Source organism: Marinagarivorans sp. (assembly GCF_982758155.1).
The window spans coordinates 1-18,678 of the sequence record NZ_CEXWTU010000020.1 but is presented as its reverse complement, the minus strand read 5'-3'; the positions used below and the strand labels follow the sequence as shown (position 1 = coordinate 18,678).

Annotated in this window: 15 protein-coding genes; 12 read left to right on the top strand and 3 right to left on the bottom strand. The window is 45.8% G+C overall.

Translation table 11 applies throughout. The features are described 5' to 3' along the window. Window positions 1-273 precede the first annotated feature (273 nt). Complete coding sequence (locus tag AC3A8L_RS04240; RefSeq protein WP_487960989.1) at window positions 274-1,926, top strand: electron transfer flavoprotein-ubiquinone oxidoreductase; 1,653 nt, start codon at window positions 274-276, stop codon at window positions 1,924-1,926. A gap of 56 nt (window positions 1,927-1,982) precedes the next feature. Here the strand turns inward: AC3A8L_RS04240 and AC3A8L_RS04235 are convergent, their stop codons facing one another. Beyond that, window positions 1,983-2,687, bottom strand: a complete 705-nt coding sequence (locus AC3A8L_RS04235; protein WP_487960988.1) for a GntR family transcriptional regulator — start codon at window positions 2,685-2,687, stop codon at window positions 1,983-1,985. Between the two features lie 93 nt (window positions 2,688-2,780). Beyond that, entirely contained in the window at window positions 2,781-2,975 is a 195-nt protein-coding gene (locus AC3A8L_RS04230) for a hypothetical protein (RefSeq protein WP_487960987.1), read from the bottom strand. Window positions 2,976-3,505: 530 nt separating this feature from the next. Here AC3A8L_RS04230 and AC3A8L_RS04225 point away from each other — a divergent pair. The 8 genes from AC3A8L_RS04225 (at window position 3,506) to AC3A8L_RS04190 (ending at window position 12,201) form a co-directional block, all read left to right on the top strand. Continuing rightward, window positions 3,506-4,288 (top strand): hypothetical protein, encoded by a 783-nt coding sequence (locus tag AC3A8L_RS04225; RefSeq protein ID WP_487960986.1) that lies wholly within the window; start codon window positions 3,506-3,508, stop codon window positions 4,286-4,288. A 17-nt stretch (window positions 4,289-4,305) separates the two neighbouring features. Beyond that, window positions 4,306-5,715 carry a DUF945 family protein gene (locus AC3A8L_RS04220; RefSeq protein WP_487960985.1) on the top strand — a complete coding sequence of 470 codons (1,410 nt, stop codon included), beginning with the start codon at window positions 4,306-4,308 and terminating at the stop codon, window positions 5,713-5,715. Then, the gene (rrtA, locus tag AC3A8L_RS04215) at window positions 5,687-6,364 is read left to right on the top strand and encodes a rhombosortase (RefSeq protein WP_487960984.1); all 678 of its coding nucleotides are present in this window, start codon (window positions 5,687-5,689) and stop codon (window positions 6,362-6,364) included. The genes AC3A8L_RS04220 and rrtA overlap by 29 nt, the downstream gene beginning before the upstream one ends. Window positions 6,365-6,402: 38 nt before the next feature. After that, window positions 6,403-7,740: a S1 family peptidase gene (locus tag AC3A8L_RS04210; RefSeq protein ID WP_487960983.1), complete on the top strand. Its 1,338-nt coding sequence runs from the start codon at window positions 6,403-6,405 to the stop codon at window positions 7,738-7,740. Then, window positions 7,725-8,699 (top strand): FHA domain-containing protein, encoded by a 975-nt coding sequence (locus tag AC3A8L_RS04205; protein WP_487960982.1) that lies wholly within the window; start codon window positions 7,725-7,727, stop codon window positions 8,697-8,699. The genes AC3A8L_RS04210 and AC3A8L_RS04205 overlap by 16 nt, the downstream gene beginning before the upstream one ends. 44 nt (window positions 8,700-8,743) lie before the next feature. Further along, entirely contained in the window at window positions 8,744-9,073 is a 330-nt protein-coding gene (locus AC3A8L_RS04200) for a DUF4156 domain-containing protein (protein ID WP_487960981.1), read from the top strand. Between the two features lie 101 nt (window positions 9,074-9,174). Further along, a complete protein-coding gene (htpG, locus tag AC3A8L_RS04195; RefSeq protein WP_487960980.1) occupies window positions 9,175-11,079 on the top strand; it encodes a molecular chaperone HtpG in 1,905 nt (634 codons plus the stop codon). Window positions 11,080-11,175: 96 nt separating this feature from the next. Next, window positions 11,176-12,201 (top strand): NAD(P)H-dependent glycerol-3-phosphate dehydrogenase, encoded by a 1,026-nt coding sequence (locus tag AC3A8L_RS04190; RefSeq protein WP_487960979.1) that lies wholly within the window; start codon window positions 11,176-11,178, stop codon window positions 12,199-12,201. 141 nt (window positions 12,202-12,342) lie between these two features. On the opposite strand, the gene AC3A8L_RS04185 is transcribed toward AC3A8L_RS04190, so the two are convergent. Then, complete coding sequence (locus AC3A8L_RS04185; protein WP_487960978.1) at window positions 12,343-14,010, bottom strand: di-heme-cytochrome C peroxidase; 1,668 nt, start codon at window positions 14,008-14,010, stop codon at window positions 12,343-12,345. 48 nt (window positions 14,011-14,058) lie between these two features. Here AC3A8L_RS04185 and AC3A8L_RS04180 point away from each other — a divergent pair, with 48 nt between their 5' ends. The 3 genes from AC3A8L_RS04180 (at window position 14,059) to AC3A8L_RS04170 (ending at window position 18,585) form a co-directional block, all read left to right on the top strand. Further along, the gene (locus AC3A8L_RS04180) at window positions 14,059-15,855 is read left to right on the top strand and encodes a BamA/TamA family outer membrane protein (RefSeq protein WP_487960977.1); all 1,797 of its coding nucleotides are present in this window, start codon (window positions 14,059-14,061) and stop codon (window positions 15,853-15,855) included. A 246-nt stretch (window positions 15,856-16,101) separates the two neighbouring features. Next, window positions 16,102-18,201: a type IV pili methyl-accepting chemotaxis transducer N-terminal domain-containing protein gene (locus AC3A8L_RS04175; RefSeq protein ID WP_487960976.1), complete on the top strand. Its 2,100-nt coding sequence runs from the start codon at window positions 16,102-16,104 to the stop codon at window positions 18,199-18,201. A 9-nt stretch (window positions 18,202-18,210) separates the two neighbouring features. Further along, entirely contained in the window at window positions 18,211-18,585 is a 375-nt protein-coding gene (locus AC3A8L_RS04170; RefSeq protein WP_487960975.1) for a response regulator transcription factor, read from the top strand. Window positions 18,586-18,678: the final 93 nt, after the last annotated feature.

Below are 18,678 nucleotides of genomic sequence, written 5' to 3'. Positions count from 1 at the left end.
TGCCAGCTTAACGGGTTAATGGCCGACTTGTACACACTGCATTATTCGCGGTATTTCTTGTTCAGTGTTTAGGGGTTATTGATGAAGTATAGCCGGATCATGCCATAACTAAATGGCAAATAGCGGCGTGCAAGCTGCTTAAGTTTTACCAGAGCAGCCAGCTTATTGCCTCGCCCCTTATGCGGCTCTTATACTCATGGGGTATATTTGTATTTCTGAATTTTATGTGGCGCCGCAATATCGGTGAAATAACCTTGGCTTGAGGAGACGGTAATGAGTGATGAGCAACAAGTGGAGCGTGACTCCATGCCTTACGACGTGGTTATTGTGGGTGCCGGCCCTGCCGGTTTGAGCGCGGCCTGTCGAATTAAGCAGTTAAATTCTGAGGTGAGCGTTTGTGTCTTAGAAAAGGGTTCTGAAGTGGGCGCGCATATTTTATCGGGTGCTGTACTTGAGCCTAGGGCGCTAGAGGAGCTGTTTCCAGACTGGAAAGCAATGGGTGCACCCATAAAGACACGTGTTATCGACGATGAAATTTTACTGTTAAACAGTACCAGCAGTAAAAAAATCCCTCATTTTTTCGCGCCAAAGACCATGCGTAACGAGGGTAATTACATTGTGAGTCTAGGTAATGTATGCCGCTTTTTGGCTGAGCAAGCTGAGACGTTGGGGGTAGAAATATTTCCGGGCTTTGCCGCCAGTGAAATTTTATATCGAGAAGATGGCAGTGTTTATGGTGTGGCAACTGGCGATATGGGGATTTCTAAAAGTGGCGATGCTAAGCCAAGTTTTGCGTCGGGCATGGAGCTACATGCTAAATACACAGTCTTTGCTGAAGGCTGTAGGGGGCATTTAGGTAAGCAACTGATAACACGCTTTAATCTTGATGAGGGTAAGGAGCCGCAACATTACGGGCTTGGTATAAAGGAATTGTGGCAGGTCAGTAAGGAGCAGTCGCGCCCGGGGCTGGTTGTACATACCGCTGGCTGGCCATTGGATGAGTCTGGCACGAATGGCGGCGGCTTTTTATATCACCTAGAAGATAATCAGGTGGTTGTGGGTTTAGTCGCCGATTTGTCGTACAGTAATCCGCATGTGAGTCCCTTTGATGAATTTCAACGCTATAAGCATCACCCCAGCATAGCGGCACATCTTGAAGGTGGCGAGCGTGTTGCCTATGGCGCAAGAGCGATCACCAAAGGCGGTGTTCAGTCGCAGCCTAAAATGCATTTTGCGGGTGGTTTATTAATTGGTGATGATGCCGGCACATTGAATTTTGCAAAAATTAAAGGCTCGCATACGGCAATGAAATCGGGTTTGGTGGCGGCGGAGGTTATTTGCGAAGCGCTGCAGGCTGGGTATGAAAATACAGACTTAATCGCTTTTGATGCGGGCTATAAAGCATCGTGGGCTTATACCGAGCTTCATGCGCAACGCAATTTTGGCCCGGCGCAACATCGCTGGGGTAATGTGCTTGGCAGTGCTTATGCTTTTGTCGATATGAATATATTTAGCGGCTGCCTGCCTTGGACGCTGTCAGACACTGTTCCAGATCACGCCACGTTAAAGCCGGCGAGTGAATGTCCTGTTATTGCTTACCCTAAACCCGATGGGAAGCTGAGCTTTGATAAATTATCCTCGGTGTTTTTGTCGAATACGAATCATGAAGAGGATCAGCCTAGTCATTTAAAACTGGCCGATGAGTCTGTTCCGCTGGAAAAAAATCTACCGCTATTTAATGAGCCTGCGCAACGCTATTGTCCTGCAGGGGTGTATGAGGTGGTTGAGGCCGCAGCGGGCCAAGTCTTTCAGGTTAATGCGCAAAATTGTGTGCATTGCAAAACATGCGATATTAAAGATCCTGCTCAGAACATTACCTGGGTGGCGCCAGAGGGTGGCGGTGGCCCTAATTATCCGAATATGTAAACATAAAAAAAGGCGCTGTTAGCGCCTTTTTTATGTCCTCTGGTTCACCGGGGTGGCTAGAGATGCGGAAGCTTAAAATCTTCAAGTATGCTAACAAGCGCGGCGGCTGCATTGCGGCGGTGCGCCTCATGGGTTTGCGTTGCAGTGGCCCAATCCCCAGCAATAATGGCTTCGAGAACACCGCGGTGATCTTTCGTCGCTTGTGTCGATTTCTCTCGCAACTTTAGTGTGACTAAGCGCGCACGATGGCCTTGATCGCGAAGAGTTGCAGCCATTAATGCGAGGCGGTTGTTGCCGCAGCTCTCTACTATTAGGCGGTGAAAACTATCGTCGGCGTCAGCCCAAGCTTCGCGGTTATCCTCGGCGAGGCTGGCTTCCATCTTGTCAATGGCTTGCTCTAGCTCGGCGAGCTCTGTGCGAGCAGGGCGCTTGCGGGCCAATATTTCAACAGCCGTTACTTCTAGGCTAGTAAGCAATTGGTAGATCTCTCGCATGTCTTCGGGTACAAGAGGAATAACGCGCATGCCTCGGCGAGGTATAAGCTCTATGAGCCTTTCGTTCTCGAGTCTAATGAGTGCTTCTCTTACCGGGGTTCGGCTGACGCCTAAGCTTTTGGCGAGCTCAGGCTCAAGTGCCTGATAGCCCGGATAAAACTCATTGGTAAGAATGGAATGTTTAAGGGTTCTGTAGACCCACTCAACGCGTGAAATGCCATCCTTTTCGATTGCATCATCGCTGTACTGTTCAGCTAGATTATTCATATTTCGTTTGTCCCGGTGGTGCGACTTTTTGCCCTTTGTGGTTACATTGAACCGAGCAGTTTTTATTGTCTTGGTAGTGGGGTTAGATTGCAGCTAACGATCCTTACCAAATACTTCTGGGCTTTCCTTGTCCTCTTTTATATCAAATCGTTTTTTGGTAAGCAATAATGCAGCAATAAGCGAGTGGCAATCAATTCGTTTGTTGTGATCTAGCCCGCGAAATGTACTTTTAAGTCTCACCGGTGGTGCTTTTTTACCTAGATATTGCAGTGTTTGGGCAGTGCTCATTATTCATTGTTATTCTTGATAGCTTCAATCGAAGAGGCGCTGCATTACTTTGATTGACGTTAATAATGGCAAAACATGACAAATTTCGACTAGAAGCTATTGCCTGCGGTCTGTAAAAGACACCGCTGTGGCCGTTATAGTGAAGTTTGCAATAAGGTGTAAGCAGAAGTAGTGCCACCTTGGTTGCTTAGTGTGCATATTCGGCTTTTTTCTGATTAGTGGTAGGCTTAGCTATCGTTGGTTTGGCTGGATGTTTTTTGGGTGGTAGTTGGAGAATGCCTTTATTTATGCTTAAAAACTTGCTGATTCACACTGGTGTGCGCACTATAGTGGCTGCCTGGTTAATGGGATTTTAGGGTTAATTTCCGACGGTTTTACGTTAGGTTTTCATTTTATAGTTATGTCTATTTGAGCTAAGTTAGCGGAATATGCATGCATTGTTAACTTTCTCGACAGCGGGTTCATTGCGTTATCGGTCAAACAAAAAAGTCTCGTTATGGGCTTGTCTGTGGTTTATTTAGGGGGGATCTATGAAAGTTGTAAAAGTCACACTCGCGATCGTTTTTTTTGTGGTGTTGCTTGTTGTTGGCGCTGTATTCGCGGTGGTAATGAATTTGGAGGGTATTGTGGAAGGCTCGGTCGAGACTCACGGCCCAGAGGTTACTCTAACGCCAGTTAATTTAGGCGGAGTGAATATTAAGCTGTTACAAGGGTTGGCCGAGCTTAATGATTTTGAGGTTGCAAACCCAAAAGGTTTTACATCGCCGCATGCCTTTAAGGTGGATGTACTTAGAGTGAAGGTAGAACCTAGCAGTTTAAGTTCAGGCATTATTGTTTTGGATGACATAACTCTTGAGGGGGTTAGCCTGATTGCTGAGCAGAAAGGGTTAACGACCAATATTCAACAGTTGCACGATGCCATAAAGCAGTTCACGAACAGGCACGCTTCGGCGGCTTCAGCGGATAAAACAAGTGCCACAGGCGCAAATCAAGAGCCGAGGTTTGTACTGAAACATTTGTCGTTTAAAAACAATAGTATGAGTTTATTAACTGAGGGCTACGGCAGCTTTACCTTAGACATACCAGCGTTGGAACGAAATAATTTAGGCGGTAATCACGGTTTGACTGCGAGTGAGCTAGCGGTAGCCATTTTAGAGCCCATTTTGGATAATGCTGAAAAGGTGGCTAAAGCTAAACTTAAGAAAGTGGCTAAAGCTGAGGTGGAAGATAAGGTGAAAGCAAAGCTTGAGGAAAAGTTAGGGGATGACTCAAAAGCAACGATTAATCAATTAAAAGGGTTGCTTGGGCGTTAAGCGCGGCGTAAATAGGTATGAAAAAATTTTTATCAGTAGTTTTATTTTTGGTTGTCCCGTTGATGATTGCTGTGCCTGGCTATATGGGGTGGCAAACACAGCGTTATATGGAAAGCATGGCCAACTATGTGGATGGCCTTCCTGGCTATGGTGCAAGTTGGGAGAAATATAATCGTGGTTGGTTCAATAGCAGTGGTGTGCTTAATGTTGTGCTTAAGGGGGTTAAGCCGTTGTCTGAATCTCCGGATATTGCCTTACCGTTCAATGTTGAGCTTTCTCACGGCCCATTATTACTTGGCGATAAACTGGATTTAGGTTGGTTTCATCTGCAGGTGAGTTTGTTGGATAAAGATGAGGCTTATCTACAGCGTGTACTAACCGTTACGCAGGATGGTCCCATCTATCAATTAACCGCTCGTATGGCGCTGCAGGGAACAACATTTATTAGTGATCGCTGGTTGCCATTTGAGTATCACGAGGGGGATGCTCGGCTCCTTGTTGAATCATATAGCGGCGAAGGCCATATTGGAGTTGATCGCGTATTAACCTATGCGTTTAATGTTCCTGCTATTAATTTTGTAGGCGATCCTGCTAGAGGAGCTATTAACCTAGAGAAGGCAGCTGGCGATATATCCGTTAACTTAGCTAAGTTGCAAAGTGCCAATGTGGCTCCCTCCACGTTTAAGTTTTCTGCAGGGAAGATATCAACGAAAAATCAAAATGAAGAGTTGGCTGGTTTTGTTGCGAAAGGATTGTCTGTAACGGGCGATACCTGGCTGGACGATGCAGAAACTTTGTTTAGTACACGATCATCCATTTCATTAAAGGCGTTACTTGTCCCAGGCGCGGAAGTTGATTTAGAAAATATGGTATTAGATCTTGCTTATACCGATATTAGTTTGGCCTTTATCGAGCAGTACCAAAATATTGTCGCCGCTGCGCCAGCTGATGCGGGCCCTAGTTTTTGGCAGGAGCATATTGGGCTGTTAGTGCTGCAGCAATTATTGCCATCCTCACCGTCGCTTGCAGTGGACGCGTTTAAATTTGACTCTCCTCAGGGGGCTTTTTCGGCCGAGTCACTTCTGTCTGTTGACGGGCCAGCATTGGCTGCCGGTAGTCTTAATCCGCAGAATCCTATGGCTTTATTACCCTACCTTATTTTTAATTTAAATATTAATGCGGATGAGGCCGTGGTTAAACAGATAGCGCTTCGTTATGTCGAGAGTCAAATGATGGCGCAAGAGGGGAGCACGAGCCTGACTAAACAAGAGTTTACCTCCATGCGTGATGAGCAGGTTGAGCAATTGATCGGTTTAATAGTCGCGCAACAATTTATAACGCTTCACAATCAGCGCTATAAAGTCGTACTGGATTATGAAAAAGGGCAGGCTGTATTAAATGGCCAGCCCATGCCTTTACCCTTTTAATCTAATGTCTTTAACGTCAATGGTTGGTTTAATTGTCCCGGCTCAGCCGCGTTATAAACACGTGGCCTTTTTTGTGTTTTGTGTAATCTTGATGGGGTTGGGGCTATGCCCTCAGGGTGTACTAGAATATTTAGAGCTGCGACCCTTGGAGCCGATGTCGTATCGTTGGTTTAGTGCGCATTATGTACATTTGGGTGCTGTTCATGCGTTGATGAACGTTGCTGGGTGCGCTGTGCTTTGGTTGCTAGTTGTCGCTTTCTTGCCAAGTCGCATTTTAATCGCACTATTGCTGATCTTGCCTTTCTGTATAAGCCTTGGGTTAGTTCTAACGGCTACGGATGCCATGAGTTATCGCGGTTTTTCTGGAGCCATTTACGGTTTCTATGCGGCCGGGGTTATATGGTATTGGTGGGAAAGTCGTGTTTTTTCATTTTTGTTAGGTGCCTTTTTGGTGGGTAAAATCATTTTAGAGCAAATGCCGAATTTCGATAATACCTATTTGCTATCCTCCATTGGCGGTTTGGTCGCGGTGGACTCCCACTTGTGGGGTGCTGTTGGCGGCACGCTTGTGGTGGTTGTTTTTTTACTTGGTGCGAAACTGAATTTAACTGGTTTTCCTCGCCCTTGGGGCAAGGTTTACAGCCAGTAACTGTAGGTCATTTAAATGGATATAGTAGGGGCGTTACTGTGCAAGGCATAAAAAAGAGTGGTTTGCGGGTTGTACTTTTTTTGTTGGCTCTGCTGGGCGTTGGTGCAAAGGCTTCAGATGATGCCGTTGTTGTTTATGCGGCATTTCAGGAATCCGTGTTTCAGGTGCGCATTATTGAATTAGCGTCCGGGAGCCGAGCGTCTTTAGGGACAGGCTTTATTGTTGCTGATGGCTCGTTATTGGCGACTAATTATCATGTCATTTCTTCCAAAATATTTGAGCCCGACAAATACCGTATCGAAATAGAAAAAGATGGCGAGGCATTACTTTTGGCGGTGGTTGCTGTCGACGCTGTTTATGATTTGGCGTTATTGGCCGTTATTGAGCCAGAGCCTAATCAGCTAGTAGGCAACGCAGATCCCCTCGTTGATCAAGACCAAGTTCTGCCTGTTACGCTGGGGCGGCCTTTCACTTTGGAGTCTACTTTGCCGGCCAAAGGTGAAACACTCTATTCATTGGGTAATCCACACGATATTGGCATGACGGTTGTTGAAGGTAACTTTAATGGCTTAGTGGAACACCGTTTTATCGATCAAATTCATTTTAGCGGTGCGATAAATCCTGGGATGAGTGGCGGGCCTGTGGTGAACAAAAATTCGCAGGTGGTGGGTGTTAATGTGGCCACCTCCGGTAATCAAATTGGCTTTTTGGTGCCCGGGCATGCATTAACGGCGTTGCTATCAAAATACCGAAGTGGGGCAATGACTGAAACGCTGTTGTTGAGTATTAAAAATCAGATTGCTGCGCATACATCCGCGATGATCTCGGCAGCTTTAGATACTCCTTGGGAGAGTGCTGCCTTGGGCGGGGTAACTATTGCAAGCTCGCCGTTACCTTGGTTGGAATGCTGGGGTAATAGTAATAAAGATAAAAAAACACAGACTTTTACTGTAACCCGTGGCTGTCACAGTGGGCAATCTCTGTATTTGGCTCACGGCTTTAATACGGGTTATATGGAGTACGAGTACCTATTTTTTGAGGCGGAAAACTGGCCTTCTTTTAGTGTGTATCAGTATTTGGCTGACGATACAGGCCATGCTATGCCTGCTAATCGCGGGCCTATTGATCAGCTGGGTCCTTTCCAGTGTTTGGATCGTGAAGTGGTTAATACTCACGGTTTGACTGCTCGAGTGAGTTACTGTCTTCGCCCTTATAAAAAGCTTAAGGGTTTATATGATGCTTTTTATATGGCTGTTTCTGTCGATCATGCGAAGGAGTCTGTGATGGGACATTACACTTTATCGGGTGTAACTGAGGAATCTGCGCAGCAGTTTTTGGCGCATTTCTCGGAGGTGTTGGCATGGCCCTCATTGTAGAGCGTATTAATCGGTCTAATCATGCATTGGCGCTGGCTAAGTTTTCAGATACGACAATTAATGTTGGGCGTGGCTTTAATGAATCTCTAATTATTGATGATCCGTTTGTTGATGCGCAGCATGTGCAGTTGAGTATTGATGAGTTAACGCACGGTATTCTATGCGTTGATCGGGGCTCCAAAAATGGTGTTTTCATTGAACCCGCTGTCGGTAAAAAGTACCGTGTGCAGGGTAAGGCTCAGCTGACAAGTGGCGACATCATTATTGTTGGGCGTACACGGTTGAGGGTATGCCATAGCGCGCATCATGTTCCTGAGGCAGAAGCGCTAACTTTCGGACATCGTTTCGTTTATGCCGTAAGCGCCTGGCCAATTGTTGTATTGATGGCGTTGTTGCTGGCGGCTTTAAGTATTGCAGAGTCTTATCTAACTTTGCCTGTGGATACGGCTTTAAAGCGTTATGCTTTGGAGTCGCTGTATGCGGTGGCAGCGGTATTTTCCTATGGTGTTGGCTGGGCGTTGGCTGGGCGTGCTTTGCGCGGTGACGGCCGCTTAATTACACAGGTGCTGATTGCAGGCGTGGGCGCTGCAGTCTTATCAGTGCTTGGTTTTGCCGTGCCTTGGTTTGCTTATCATCTACCTGCTGAAGAGGTTTGGTTTATTGCCAATAAAATGCTGACGGCAGGTGTATTTTTTGTCGCAGTGTTGATCAGCGTGGGGATGGCTACGCGCCTATCTCGGTTGGGTCGCATTGGCGCAGCGTTGCTAGTGCCTGGAGCTATTGTGTTGAATCTCGTTATCGAGCGTGTAGAAAGCCCCGATGCGGGCTCTAGCGTGCCTTATCAGCGAGTGCTGGTGGCACCAGCCAGTAATATGAGGCCCGCAATAGAATCTAAAGCCTTTATCGAAGAAGCTCAAAACCTTTATAAAGACGTCGGTCGATCGCTCGAGAAAGATTAGTGCTGTGAAAAATTAAACTTAAACGCAAGATGAAAGAGAGTCTTATGAAAGTCAAATCTGTTGTTAGTCGCACCGTAATAATAGTGTCTTCAGCGGTGGTCGGGGTAGCGTGTAGTTGGGTGAGCCCAAGCGTAGACTCTCAATATGTTGCATTGGTTAAAGCGCAAGCGGTAGGTGGCTGCCGTAAAATTGGTGACACAACATCAAAAACATTATCGAAAATTGTTGTAGTAGGTCGTTCGGAGCAGAAGCAAACAAACGAACTTATTACCCTGGCAAAGAATCAGGCGGCCGTTATGGGTGGGGATACGATTGTTGCTAAAGGCGTTATTGCTGCTGGCGAGCAGGTGTTCAGCGTTTATGATTGCCATTAATCAAAACGGTACCCTTGAAATTCATAATGCCTAACCCCATCTTTGCGAGCACTTAGCATTCTTATGCAAAAACAAAACACTGCAATGATAGGAGCCGGATAATGACAGTCGAAGCAGCAGCTGAAACACGAGGTTTTGAAACCGAAGCCAAACAACTATTACATTTGATGATTCACTCGCTTTATTCCAACAAGGAAATATTTTTACGTGAGTTGATTTCAAATGCCTCCGATGCTGCGGATAAGCTTCGTTTTGAAGCTTTGGCCAACGGTGAGCTGTACGAAAATGATCCAGAACTAGGTATCCGTATTACGTTCGATAAAGAAGCGAACACACTTAGCATTAGCGACAATGGCATAGGTATGAACCGCGAAGAGGTTGTTGCTCACTTAGGTACAATCGCTAAGTCGGGCACAGCTCAGTTCCTACAGAATTTGTCGGGCGACCAGAAAAAAGACTCGCAACTGATTGGCCAGTTTGGCGTAGGTTTTTATTCTGCGTTTATTGTTGCCGATAAAGTCGAAGTGTTTACTCGTCGTGCTGGTGACGATGCTGCAAGTGGTGTGCACTGGACCAGTAAAGGTGAGGCCGACTACACCGTTGCAACAGTTGATAAAGGAAAGCGTGGTACTGAAATAGTCTTACATCTGAAGAAAGATGAAGCAGATTTTGCCGATGGTTACCGCTTGCGCTCTATCATCAAAAAATATTCTGATCACATATCGTTGCCCATTGTTATGGAGAAGCAGGCGGAAGGTGAAGAGGATGGTGAGAAAAAAGCACCAGAAGACGAAACCATTAACCGCGCCACGGCACTGTGGACTCGCTCGCGTAGTGAAGTTAAAGATGAAGAATATAATGAGTTTTACAAGCACATTAGCCATGACTATCAAGATGCGTTAACGTGGAGTCATAACCGCGTAGAAGGTAAGTTGGACTATACCAGTTTACTGTATGTTCCGTCTAAGGCAGGCATGGATATTCAGTATCGTGATGCTGCGCGTGGCTTAAAATTGTATGTTCACCGCACCTTTATTATGGATGAAGCAGAGCAGTTTTTACCGTTGTATTTGCGCTTTATTAAAGGTGTGGTCGACTCTAACGATTTATCCTTGAATGTTTCCCGTGAAATTCTTCAGAAAGACCCTAATATTGATAGCATGAAATCTGCACTCACAAAGCGTGTGCTTGATATGCTAGAAAAAATGGCTAAAAAAGACCCAGAGAAATATGCAGGTTTTTGGTCTGAATTTGGCGAGGTAATAAAAGAGGGGCCGGCAGAAGATTTCTCGAACCGTGAAAAAATTGCTAAATTATTGCGCTTTACCTCAACAGTGAGTGAATCCAACAACCAAGATCAGTCGTTGGATAAGTACATTGAGCGGATGAATGAAGGGCAGGATAAAATTTATTATATTGTTGCTGAAAATTACAAAACAGCAAAGAATAGTCCTCATTTAGAAGTGTTTAAGAAAAAAGGCATAGAAGTTTTGTTGTTAACTGATCGTGTTGATGATTGGTTGATGGGGCATCTTAATGAGTATGATGGTAAATCGTTTCAAGATGTAGGTAAGGGTGAGTTAGACCTTGGTGCAGCTGAAACAGAAGAAGATAAAAAAGCACAAGAAGATGCAGAGAAGTTGCTTGAAGGTTTGATCGAGCGTATGACAAAAGTGTTGGCGGATGATGTAACTGCTGTGCGCATTACGCATCGTTTGACTGATTCTCCTGCATGTTTAGTTGTGGCGAATGATGAAATGGGTGCGCAAATGCGCCGTTTGTTGGAGTCGGCTGGTCAAGCTGTTCCTGAAAACAAACCTACCATTGAGTTAAACCCAGAGCATCCATTGGTGAAAAAGTTAGATCAAGAGCCCGATGAAGATCGTTTTGAAGATTTGGCTAAAGTGTTGTTTGATCAGGCGAGTTTAGCCGAGGGCGGTAGCTTGAATGATCCTGCCGCTTATGTTCAACGGCTCAATAAATTGTTGCTTGAGCTAAGCCATTAACTTTTAAAATGGCCGCACTAAAACCCCGGTAGCATGAGCTCTCGGGGTTTTTTTTGTTATGTTTTACCTGATGATAAAAATTGATGAGGATAAGTTGTGACTCTTAACCCTGAAGATGTAAAGCGTGTTGCTGTTTTGGGTGGTGGTAGTTTTGGTACAGCCATTGCCAATATCATAGCGACGAATGGACACCTCGCAAGGCTATGGATTCGCGATGAGGCTCGGGCTGAGGAGTGTCGTCAAGCACGCTGTAATCGTCAATATTTGCCCAATTATCAATTACATCAAGATTTGTTGTTTTGCAGTAATCTAGCCGAATGCGTTGAAGGCTGTGATCTGGTGGTTATTGCGATACCGAGTGGCTCTTTTCGAGAGGTTGCTCAAAAAGTCTCCGGCTTAATAAAACCGGGAACGATTGTCGTGAGTACGACAAAAGGGATTGAGATTGGCAGCTTTACGTTGATGAGCCAAGTGCTCGAGCAGGAGCTGGGTGATGTCAAAATAGGGGCTTTAAGCGGCCCAAATTTCGCCGCCGAAATCGTCAATAATCAATATACCGCCAGCGTTATTGCTAGTGAGCATGCCGATGTTCTTGAGTTGGTGCCTCGTATTTTTTCTTCGGGTACTTTTAGGGTTTACTCCAATCCCGATCGTTATGGTGTAGAGCTGGCCGGCGCCTTAAAAAATATTTATGCCATTATCACTGGTATGGCAGCTGCGCGTGGTTGCGGCCAAAACACATTGGCGATGATTCTGACGCGAAGCTTGGCTGAAATGAGTCGGTTCGCTAATTGTTTGGGTGCCGATACGATGACCTTCCTTGGTCTGGCAGGAGTAGGGGATTTAATTCTTACGTGTACATCGGATATGAGCCGGAACTATCGTGCGGGTTATGCCGTAGGTAAAGGGCAGACATTAGAGCAGGCAGTTAATGATATTGGTCAAGCGGTTGAGGGTGTGAATACATTAAAGACCGTTAAGCAAAAGGCGGACGAATTAGGCGTTTACATGCCGTTGGTACAGGCGCTGTATGCTGTTTTATTTATGGATAAAAATATTGAGACCATTATTCAGCAATTGATGACGGGTGACGCGAACACCGATGTGGAGTATGACCGATAGATATATTGGGGTTGGCGAAGTAATTCATCATCCGAAAATATTTTTCTACTCCCTGCATCTTCGTCGCTCAAAGCGCTAAATAATGCTCTTTAAGCGCCTAGTGATAGGGCAGAATCCTGCCCTAATTTATGTTCTCCTCCCTTATAGGCTTTTTAAGTATTCGATAAGTGCCGACTTATTTCCATCGGTTAATGCCGTGCCGTACTCGTGCCCTGCATTGCTGTTACCGTATAGTGCGGTATCGAACAGCGTTGTTGATGCCGGTAGAGGCGTACCGTTTGTGATAGCCGATTGATAGCCCACCTTGTTAACATCCAATTGACGGCTTCCTGTGTAGAACAGCTTAGGGCGTTGATCGGCGGTATTGAGTAGGTCCCAGAGTGTGGGTACCGAGCCGTTGTGCAGGTAGGGTGCGCTGGTCCAAATGCCATTGAGTTGCCGGGCTTTGTAGACTTTTTTATTTTCGATCGCTGAGCTTGGTAAGTTAGTTTCGAATTCTGTTGCTAAAGCACTAAGGGTATTAAATGGCTTTTTAAGCATGACGCCGACAGCAGCATTCAGAACTAGATCTATTGGGGCGACTTCTTCGGCAAGTTTTGGGCCGCCAATAATGGCCATTTTTTTGCCGGCCAAAAAGCCACTGCTCACTCTACGGTCAAGAAAATTATTCGCCATCACCGGATCAGTACCTATTACATCAGCCGGAATGAGCGTTGCCACGTATTGGCGATTAGCGGCATGATTATCGGCTATTAAATGGCAGCGTTGGCAGTATTCCCTATAAATCATCTCACCCTGTTTCAGTTGCTTCTGGTTTAATTCGCCGAGTAAGTTTTCTGGCCATGATGGAGAGGTGAGTTTGTAATAGCGATTTTGCATGTAGCCCAGATTTTTTACCCTGACAGAACTCGAATAGCCGCCAAAGGAGTCGGGTTTTATTGATAGGTTCCCGTATACAGCAATGGCGGTGGGTACGTTCTGCCCTAAAGGTCCGGGCTCTTTGTTAGGGGCCGAGCCGTTCCACTGTACAACATTCAGGTGCGAGGCGTCCCACAGTACGGGGATGCTGACAGGCGCGTCGGGGCTTCGAACGTTAGTTGGGATGCCAAGCGCTTCTACAGCAATGGCGTTGAATATGATTCCGAACGCGTCTAAGCGGCCATAGCCATAAGGTGTTTCTACTTTGTTGATGGCTAAGTGTTTACTCATATTCCCGTGCCATTGGGAGAGCTGCTGCTTTAGTTGATCTATTGGGGTATTGGGGATGGCTCTGGCGAGCTTCTCTAGGCGTGGTCTTTCAAGCAATGTTCGCGCCACAGCTCTGAAGAGTGTTTGCTCAAACTGCGCGAAATCCAGTTGTCCTGCACCGCCATCAATCAGGATTTGATGTTCGTTATGTTCTATTAAGGCTGTGTGGCAAGCTGTGCAAGTCAGTCCGGCCCAAGGCTCCTCGTTTTTGGTGTCCACGCTGAACCCTAGGGGGAGCCCGTAGGTGTTGTTAGTGGCGTGTTGCTGGGGAATAAAGCCGAAGGCTTGCATGTGTTTTGGGTCAATTAGTAGGCCCGAACTAAAGGGGTGCTCTAGGTTTATGATCCAGCTGAGGGGGATGATTTGTGACCCAAAGCTGGTGTGACTCATCTGCTGGCGTATATCGGCAGTCCAATTTTGTTGGAGTGTACGTATGTTTTTAGGCAGACTGTAATGCTGAAAGCTTTGTTGTTGAGGTTTATTGATGGTGAGGGCCCAAGCAATAATGATGGCCAAAACGATAAGAAGTACTGTAAATCCTTTAAGCAAAGTACGTATCATGTCTATGTCTATGTCTTTTGGAAAGTTGGTAGTCAGAATGGTTGACCTGTGAATTTAGTTTATAACCTCACTGAGCGAGCGCAAGTCTATCCTTGCGCTGCGCGTGTCATTGCGAAGCAGTGCATGCTACTTGGCTCCATATTGTTACTTTATGCGCCAACTGTGTCTGTGTATGCGCAGATGCTTTGGGTCGCCGAGGTTCCTCTTCTTTCTCCCTGCTCGTCTTTTGATGTGTCTAGGCAAGAATATCAACAGCGCTTGTTGGCTAACCGTCATTCAGATAATCGTTTTTATGATTTCCAGGAAATGGTTATTGAGACCATTGAGTTTGATCGTGTCGATGTTTTTGATGCATCAAACCCCGATGAAAATAATGCACTGTACGGACTTGTTAATTCTCTGAATATGCGAACCCGAGAATCTACGTTGCGACCTCAGTTGCAGTTTTCGGAGGGGGATGTGTTAGATCCTGCAGCAGTTGCTGAGGCCGAGAGGAATCTTCGGGCTCGATCGTATTTGTCTGATGCTTATATTATGCCGGTAGCCGCCTGTGCAAATAAGGTTCACTTGTTGGTGGTGACTAAAGATGCGTGGACTACGCAGCCGATTGTTAGCGGTAGCCGAGAGGGGGGGGAGACTAAGTCGAGAGTTGGCTTGGTTGAAGGTAATTTCTTAGGCTCAGGCAGTGAAATATCCGTGGTGTTGACGAAGGATGATGATCGTAGTTCCGTTGCTTATCGTTTTGAGAAAGATTACCTCTTGGGGCAGCCACTGTCGTTAAGTTTTGGCCTTAGTGATAATTCAGATGGCTATGCGCGCTCTTTCCGTTTTGCAAAACCTTTTTATACCGATGCTACCGTCTCGTCTTTTGAGTTTAGTGTAGATCGAAATCGCGCGCGGGTTACGACTGAGCAGAATGATGTGAAGGTGGCAGCTTATGATGTTGAGGCCCATGAGCAGACGGTGTACGCGGCATTTCAGCAGCGCTTTGATGCCGGAAGCGTTAGTCGCATTTATGCGGGGGTTACCCAGCGGCATGAGAGCTATGAAGATTTTTCGGGTACGGCAGCTTTATCACCGGATCGATTAGATGACCTAAGCTTTCCGTGGTTAGCCCTAGAGCATCAGTCCACCGATTATGTTGTTATGAAAAACATCAACTACATCGAGTCTATTGAAGATTTACGTATTGGCGCGTATTGGTTGGCATCATTGGGGTACAGCCCTAAAAAAAATAATCAGCGCGCGGCGGTTGTCGGCAGCGGGTCGTATAAGCAATTGTTCTCTCTTCCGCGCGCGTTATTTTCAATTATGTCCTCTGTTGATGTGATTCGTTACGAAGAAAATGATTCTGTGCTTGGCGATCAAAATTCGACGTATTATTCTGCGCTATTAACCGCTGATTATCGTTGGCTGCTTGATGATCGGCAGCGCTTTGTTGCTATAGGTTCCTACCGACAAAACCGTGTTGCCGGTATTCATGATGCTTTGAGTTTGGGGGGGGCTGCGTTAGTGCGCGGGTACCCGGCAGATTATGTGTTGGGCAATAAAGTTTACGGAGGCTCGTTTGAATATCGTTACCATACCGACTGGCACCTCTTAAATATTATTCGAGTAGGCTGGGTGGGGTATGTGGATGTTGCTGTTTTACATAACAACCACTTTGTCATTGATAACGGTGGTTATGATGGCGAATTTCTGAGTAATGCGGGTGTGGGCTTACGGATCATGTCGAGTAAGACCCATGTCAGTAATATTGTACATATAGATTTTGCGGCCCCAACGGGCTATAAAAAAGATGCGGGCAATTATCAGGTGTTGTTGCGTGCGGAGCAGCGGTTTTAGATGAAAGCTGTTTTTTTGGGTGCGTGCTATTAGTGCGTCTCCTTTGTGTTGGTTTTTTTTGATGCATAAAAGTCTTTGATTGAGTAACGTTTGTGGTGCGAATAAAGACAACTGCAGTAATATCCATTAAATTTCTTTGTTTTTCCTCATTTTAACCTTAATAACGAACACTTTTATCTCCGGGTTCACTTTGGCATGTTTATCGCTCAATGCGTAATGTCTTAAACGTAGCTATGGGGGCTGTTAATGTATTTTAGTCGGTTTAATGTCGGTAAATACCGGGGGGTATTGATTTCTGTTGCACTATTTATCCTATTGGATGCATCAGTTTTAATGCTTAACTTCTTTATATCCTTTCAAATTGCAGATGACGCTGTTGATGTTAACTTGGCGGGACGGCAGCGAATGTTGTCTCAGCGAGTTGCAAAAACGCTTTATTCGTTGGAGGCTGAGCACCGCCGTGATGCCATGTTTGATCCGGCAACACTAAAAGAACTCGAGTTAAGTTCTCGTTTGTTTGACGATACCTTGCATGCTTTTAATGTTGGAGGGCTAGCGAAAGGGGCTTCTGGTGAATCAGTTACGCTGTCTGCGGTTACCGATGAGGCGGCAAAGCGTGCGCTTGCAACTGCAGGCCGATATTGGACAGAGTATAAAAAGTCTATTTTAGCCTTGATTGATGTTGGGGATAACAGCGACTTGACGGCGGAATATTTGGCGGCCGCGTTGGCGTATGCTCGGCAGCATAATATTCAAATATTGGTCTTGATGAATGATTTTACCGTCGCCCTTGAAAATATTGCTACTTCAAAAGCTAATCGACTGCGCTGGATCCAAACTGTCGGAATTTCTTTGGCAATTTTAAACTTTTTCTTTATTTTATTTCATTTTATCCGCCAACTTAGAGAAAGTGATGCAGTATTAGAGGCGGCAAAAAATGAAACTACAGAGATCTTAAACACAGTGAACGAGGGTCTTTTTTTGGTTTCCGAGGACCTATCCATTGGTTCTCAGTATTCAAAAACATTAGAGGGGATTATTGGTGTAAAAGCTTTACATGAAAAATCGTTACTTGATGTGCTTGGTGGGCTTGTTAATGAAAAAGAAGCGCAAACAACGGCTGACTTTGTTGCGTTATTGTTCAATCCGAAGGTCAAAGAAAAACTCATTGGCGATTTGAACCCCCTTGACGAGGTCGAGGTGACTTTCCGCCAGGAAGGGGGGCTTCCGGAGATACGGTACCTTAGTTTCTCGTTTTCTCGGGCTTTAGTGGGCGGGAATATTTCTCATGTACTTGTGACGGTTGATGATGTTAGTGCGCAAGTCTTATTAGCGCGCGAGCTAGGCGCGTCACGCGAAAACACATCAAAACAGGTGGAGCTACTGTCCGGCTTACTGCATGTGAATCCATTACTTTTGCAGGACTTTATTGCTAATGCATATGGTTTTTATAATCGTATTAATAAAGTTTTTAAGGCGCCATCCAAGTCTGATGCGGCTATGCAATTGAAACTTGATGATACTTTTGTAGAGGTCCATTCTTTTAAAGGCAATGCTATGGCGCTTCAGCTAGAGAGCTTTACTGCACGCGCAACTACCTTTGAAGCCGGCATTGTTCGATTAAAAAGTAAACCTGACTTGTCGGGAGATGACTTTTTAAGTCTGACTGTTTTTTTAGATGAAATGATTGGCTATACCCAACAGGTGGAGGCCTTGGTCGAGAAGATGGCTCAGTATAGTTCTACTCGAGCTGTGAGTGTTGTGGATTTTGATCAGTGGAAGCCGCTGTATGATTTAGTCGGTAGCGTGGCTAATCGAGGGGATAAACTTGTCGATCTTGTGTGTTCGGGATTGAATGATTTGAGCGCTAAGGAGGATGAATTCATTCGTGGTTTGAAGTCTGTCTTAATTCAATTGCTACGCAATAGTGTTATTCACGGCATCGAAGCACCGGCCGGGCGACTTAAGGCGAAAAAAACAGCGGTGGGGCGGGTTGATGTTCGTATAGCGGTAATGGCTGACGGTGCGACGGAGGTTGTCGTGGAGGATGATGGGGCTGGGGTTGATTATGACGCTTTGCGTGCAAAAGCGTTGGCTTCAAAACGTTGGGCTGCCAGTGATATAAAAACTTGGCCACCGTCGAAGTTGGCATCACTCATTTTTATTGCTGATATCAGCGCTGCTGACGTGTTGTCTGATGATGCAGGAAGGGGGATTGGTATGGTCGCAGTACTTAGATGGGTTAGGGCGCATAGTGGGAAAATAAAAATGGTGAGTCGAACTGGCTTGTACACGCGCTTTGTTATCACATTACCGGCTCCCAATGCTGAGCGTTTGGTGGCTTAGGGGGTGGGTATGTTACCGTTGATGATTGTGGACGATTCTAATGTAATTCGCCGAAAGATTGATCGTTTTAATGAGGGCTCAAAAAAGTTTTGTGTTGTAGCCACTGCGAGCAGTGGGTGTGATGCGCTGCGGAAGTTTGGTATTGCGCAACCCAAGGTGATTACAATGGATTTAACGATGCCTGAGATGAATGGGATTGATTGCATTGAGGCATTAATTGCTATTGACCCCGACTTGCATATTTTGGTTGTGTCGGCTTTGTCGGATAAAGCGACCGGGATAGCGGCGCTGCAAAAAGGCGCTAGTGGTTTTCTGTGTAAACCGTTCACTGAAAAGCAATTAGAAGACGCGTTGATGGAGTTGGTGGAGGGCTATGATGTCTGAGCAAACTCTCCGAGTATTTATCGATGGCGTAGTCCGTTATTTTGATCATATAGATAATAGTGCGGTTAAAGTGGGTACTCCCTACCTTGTTGA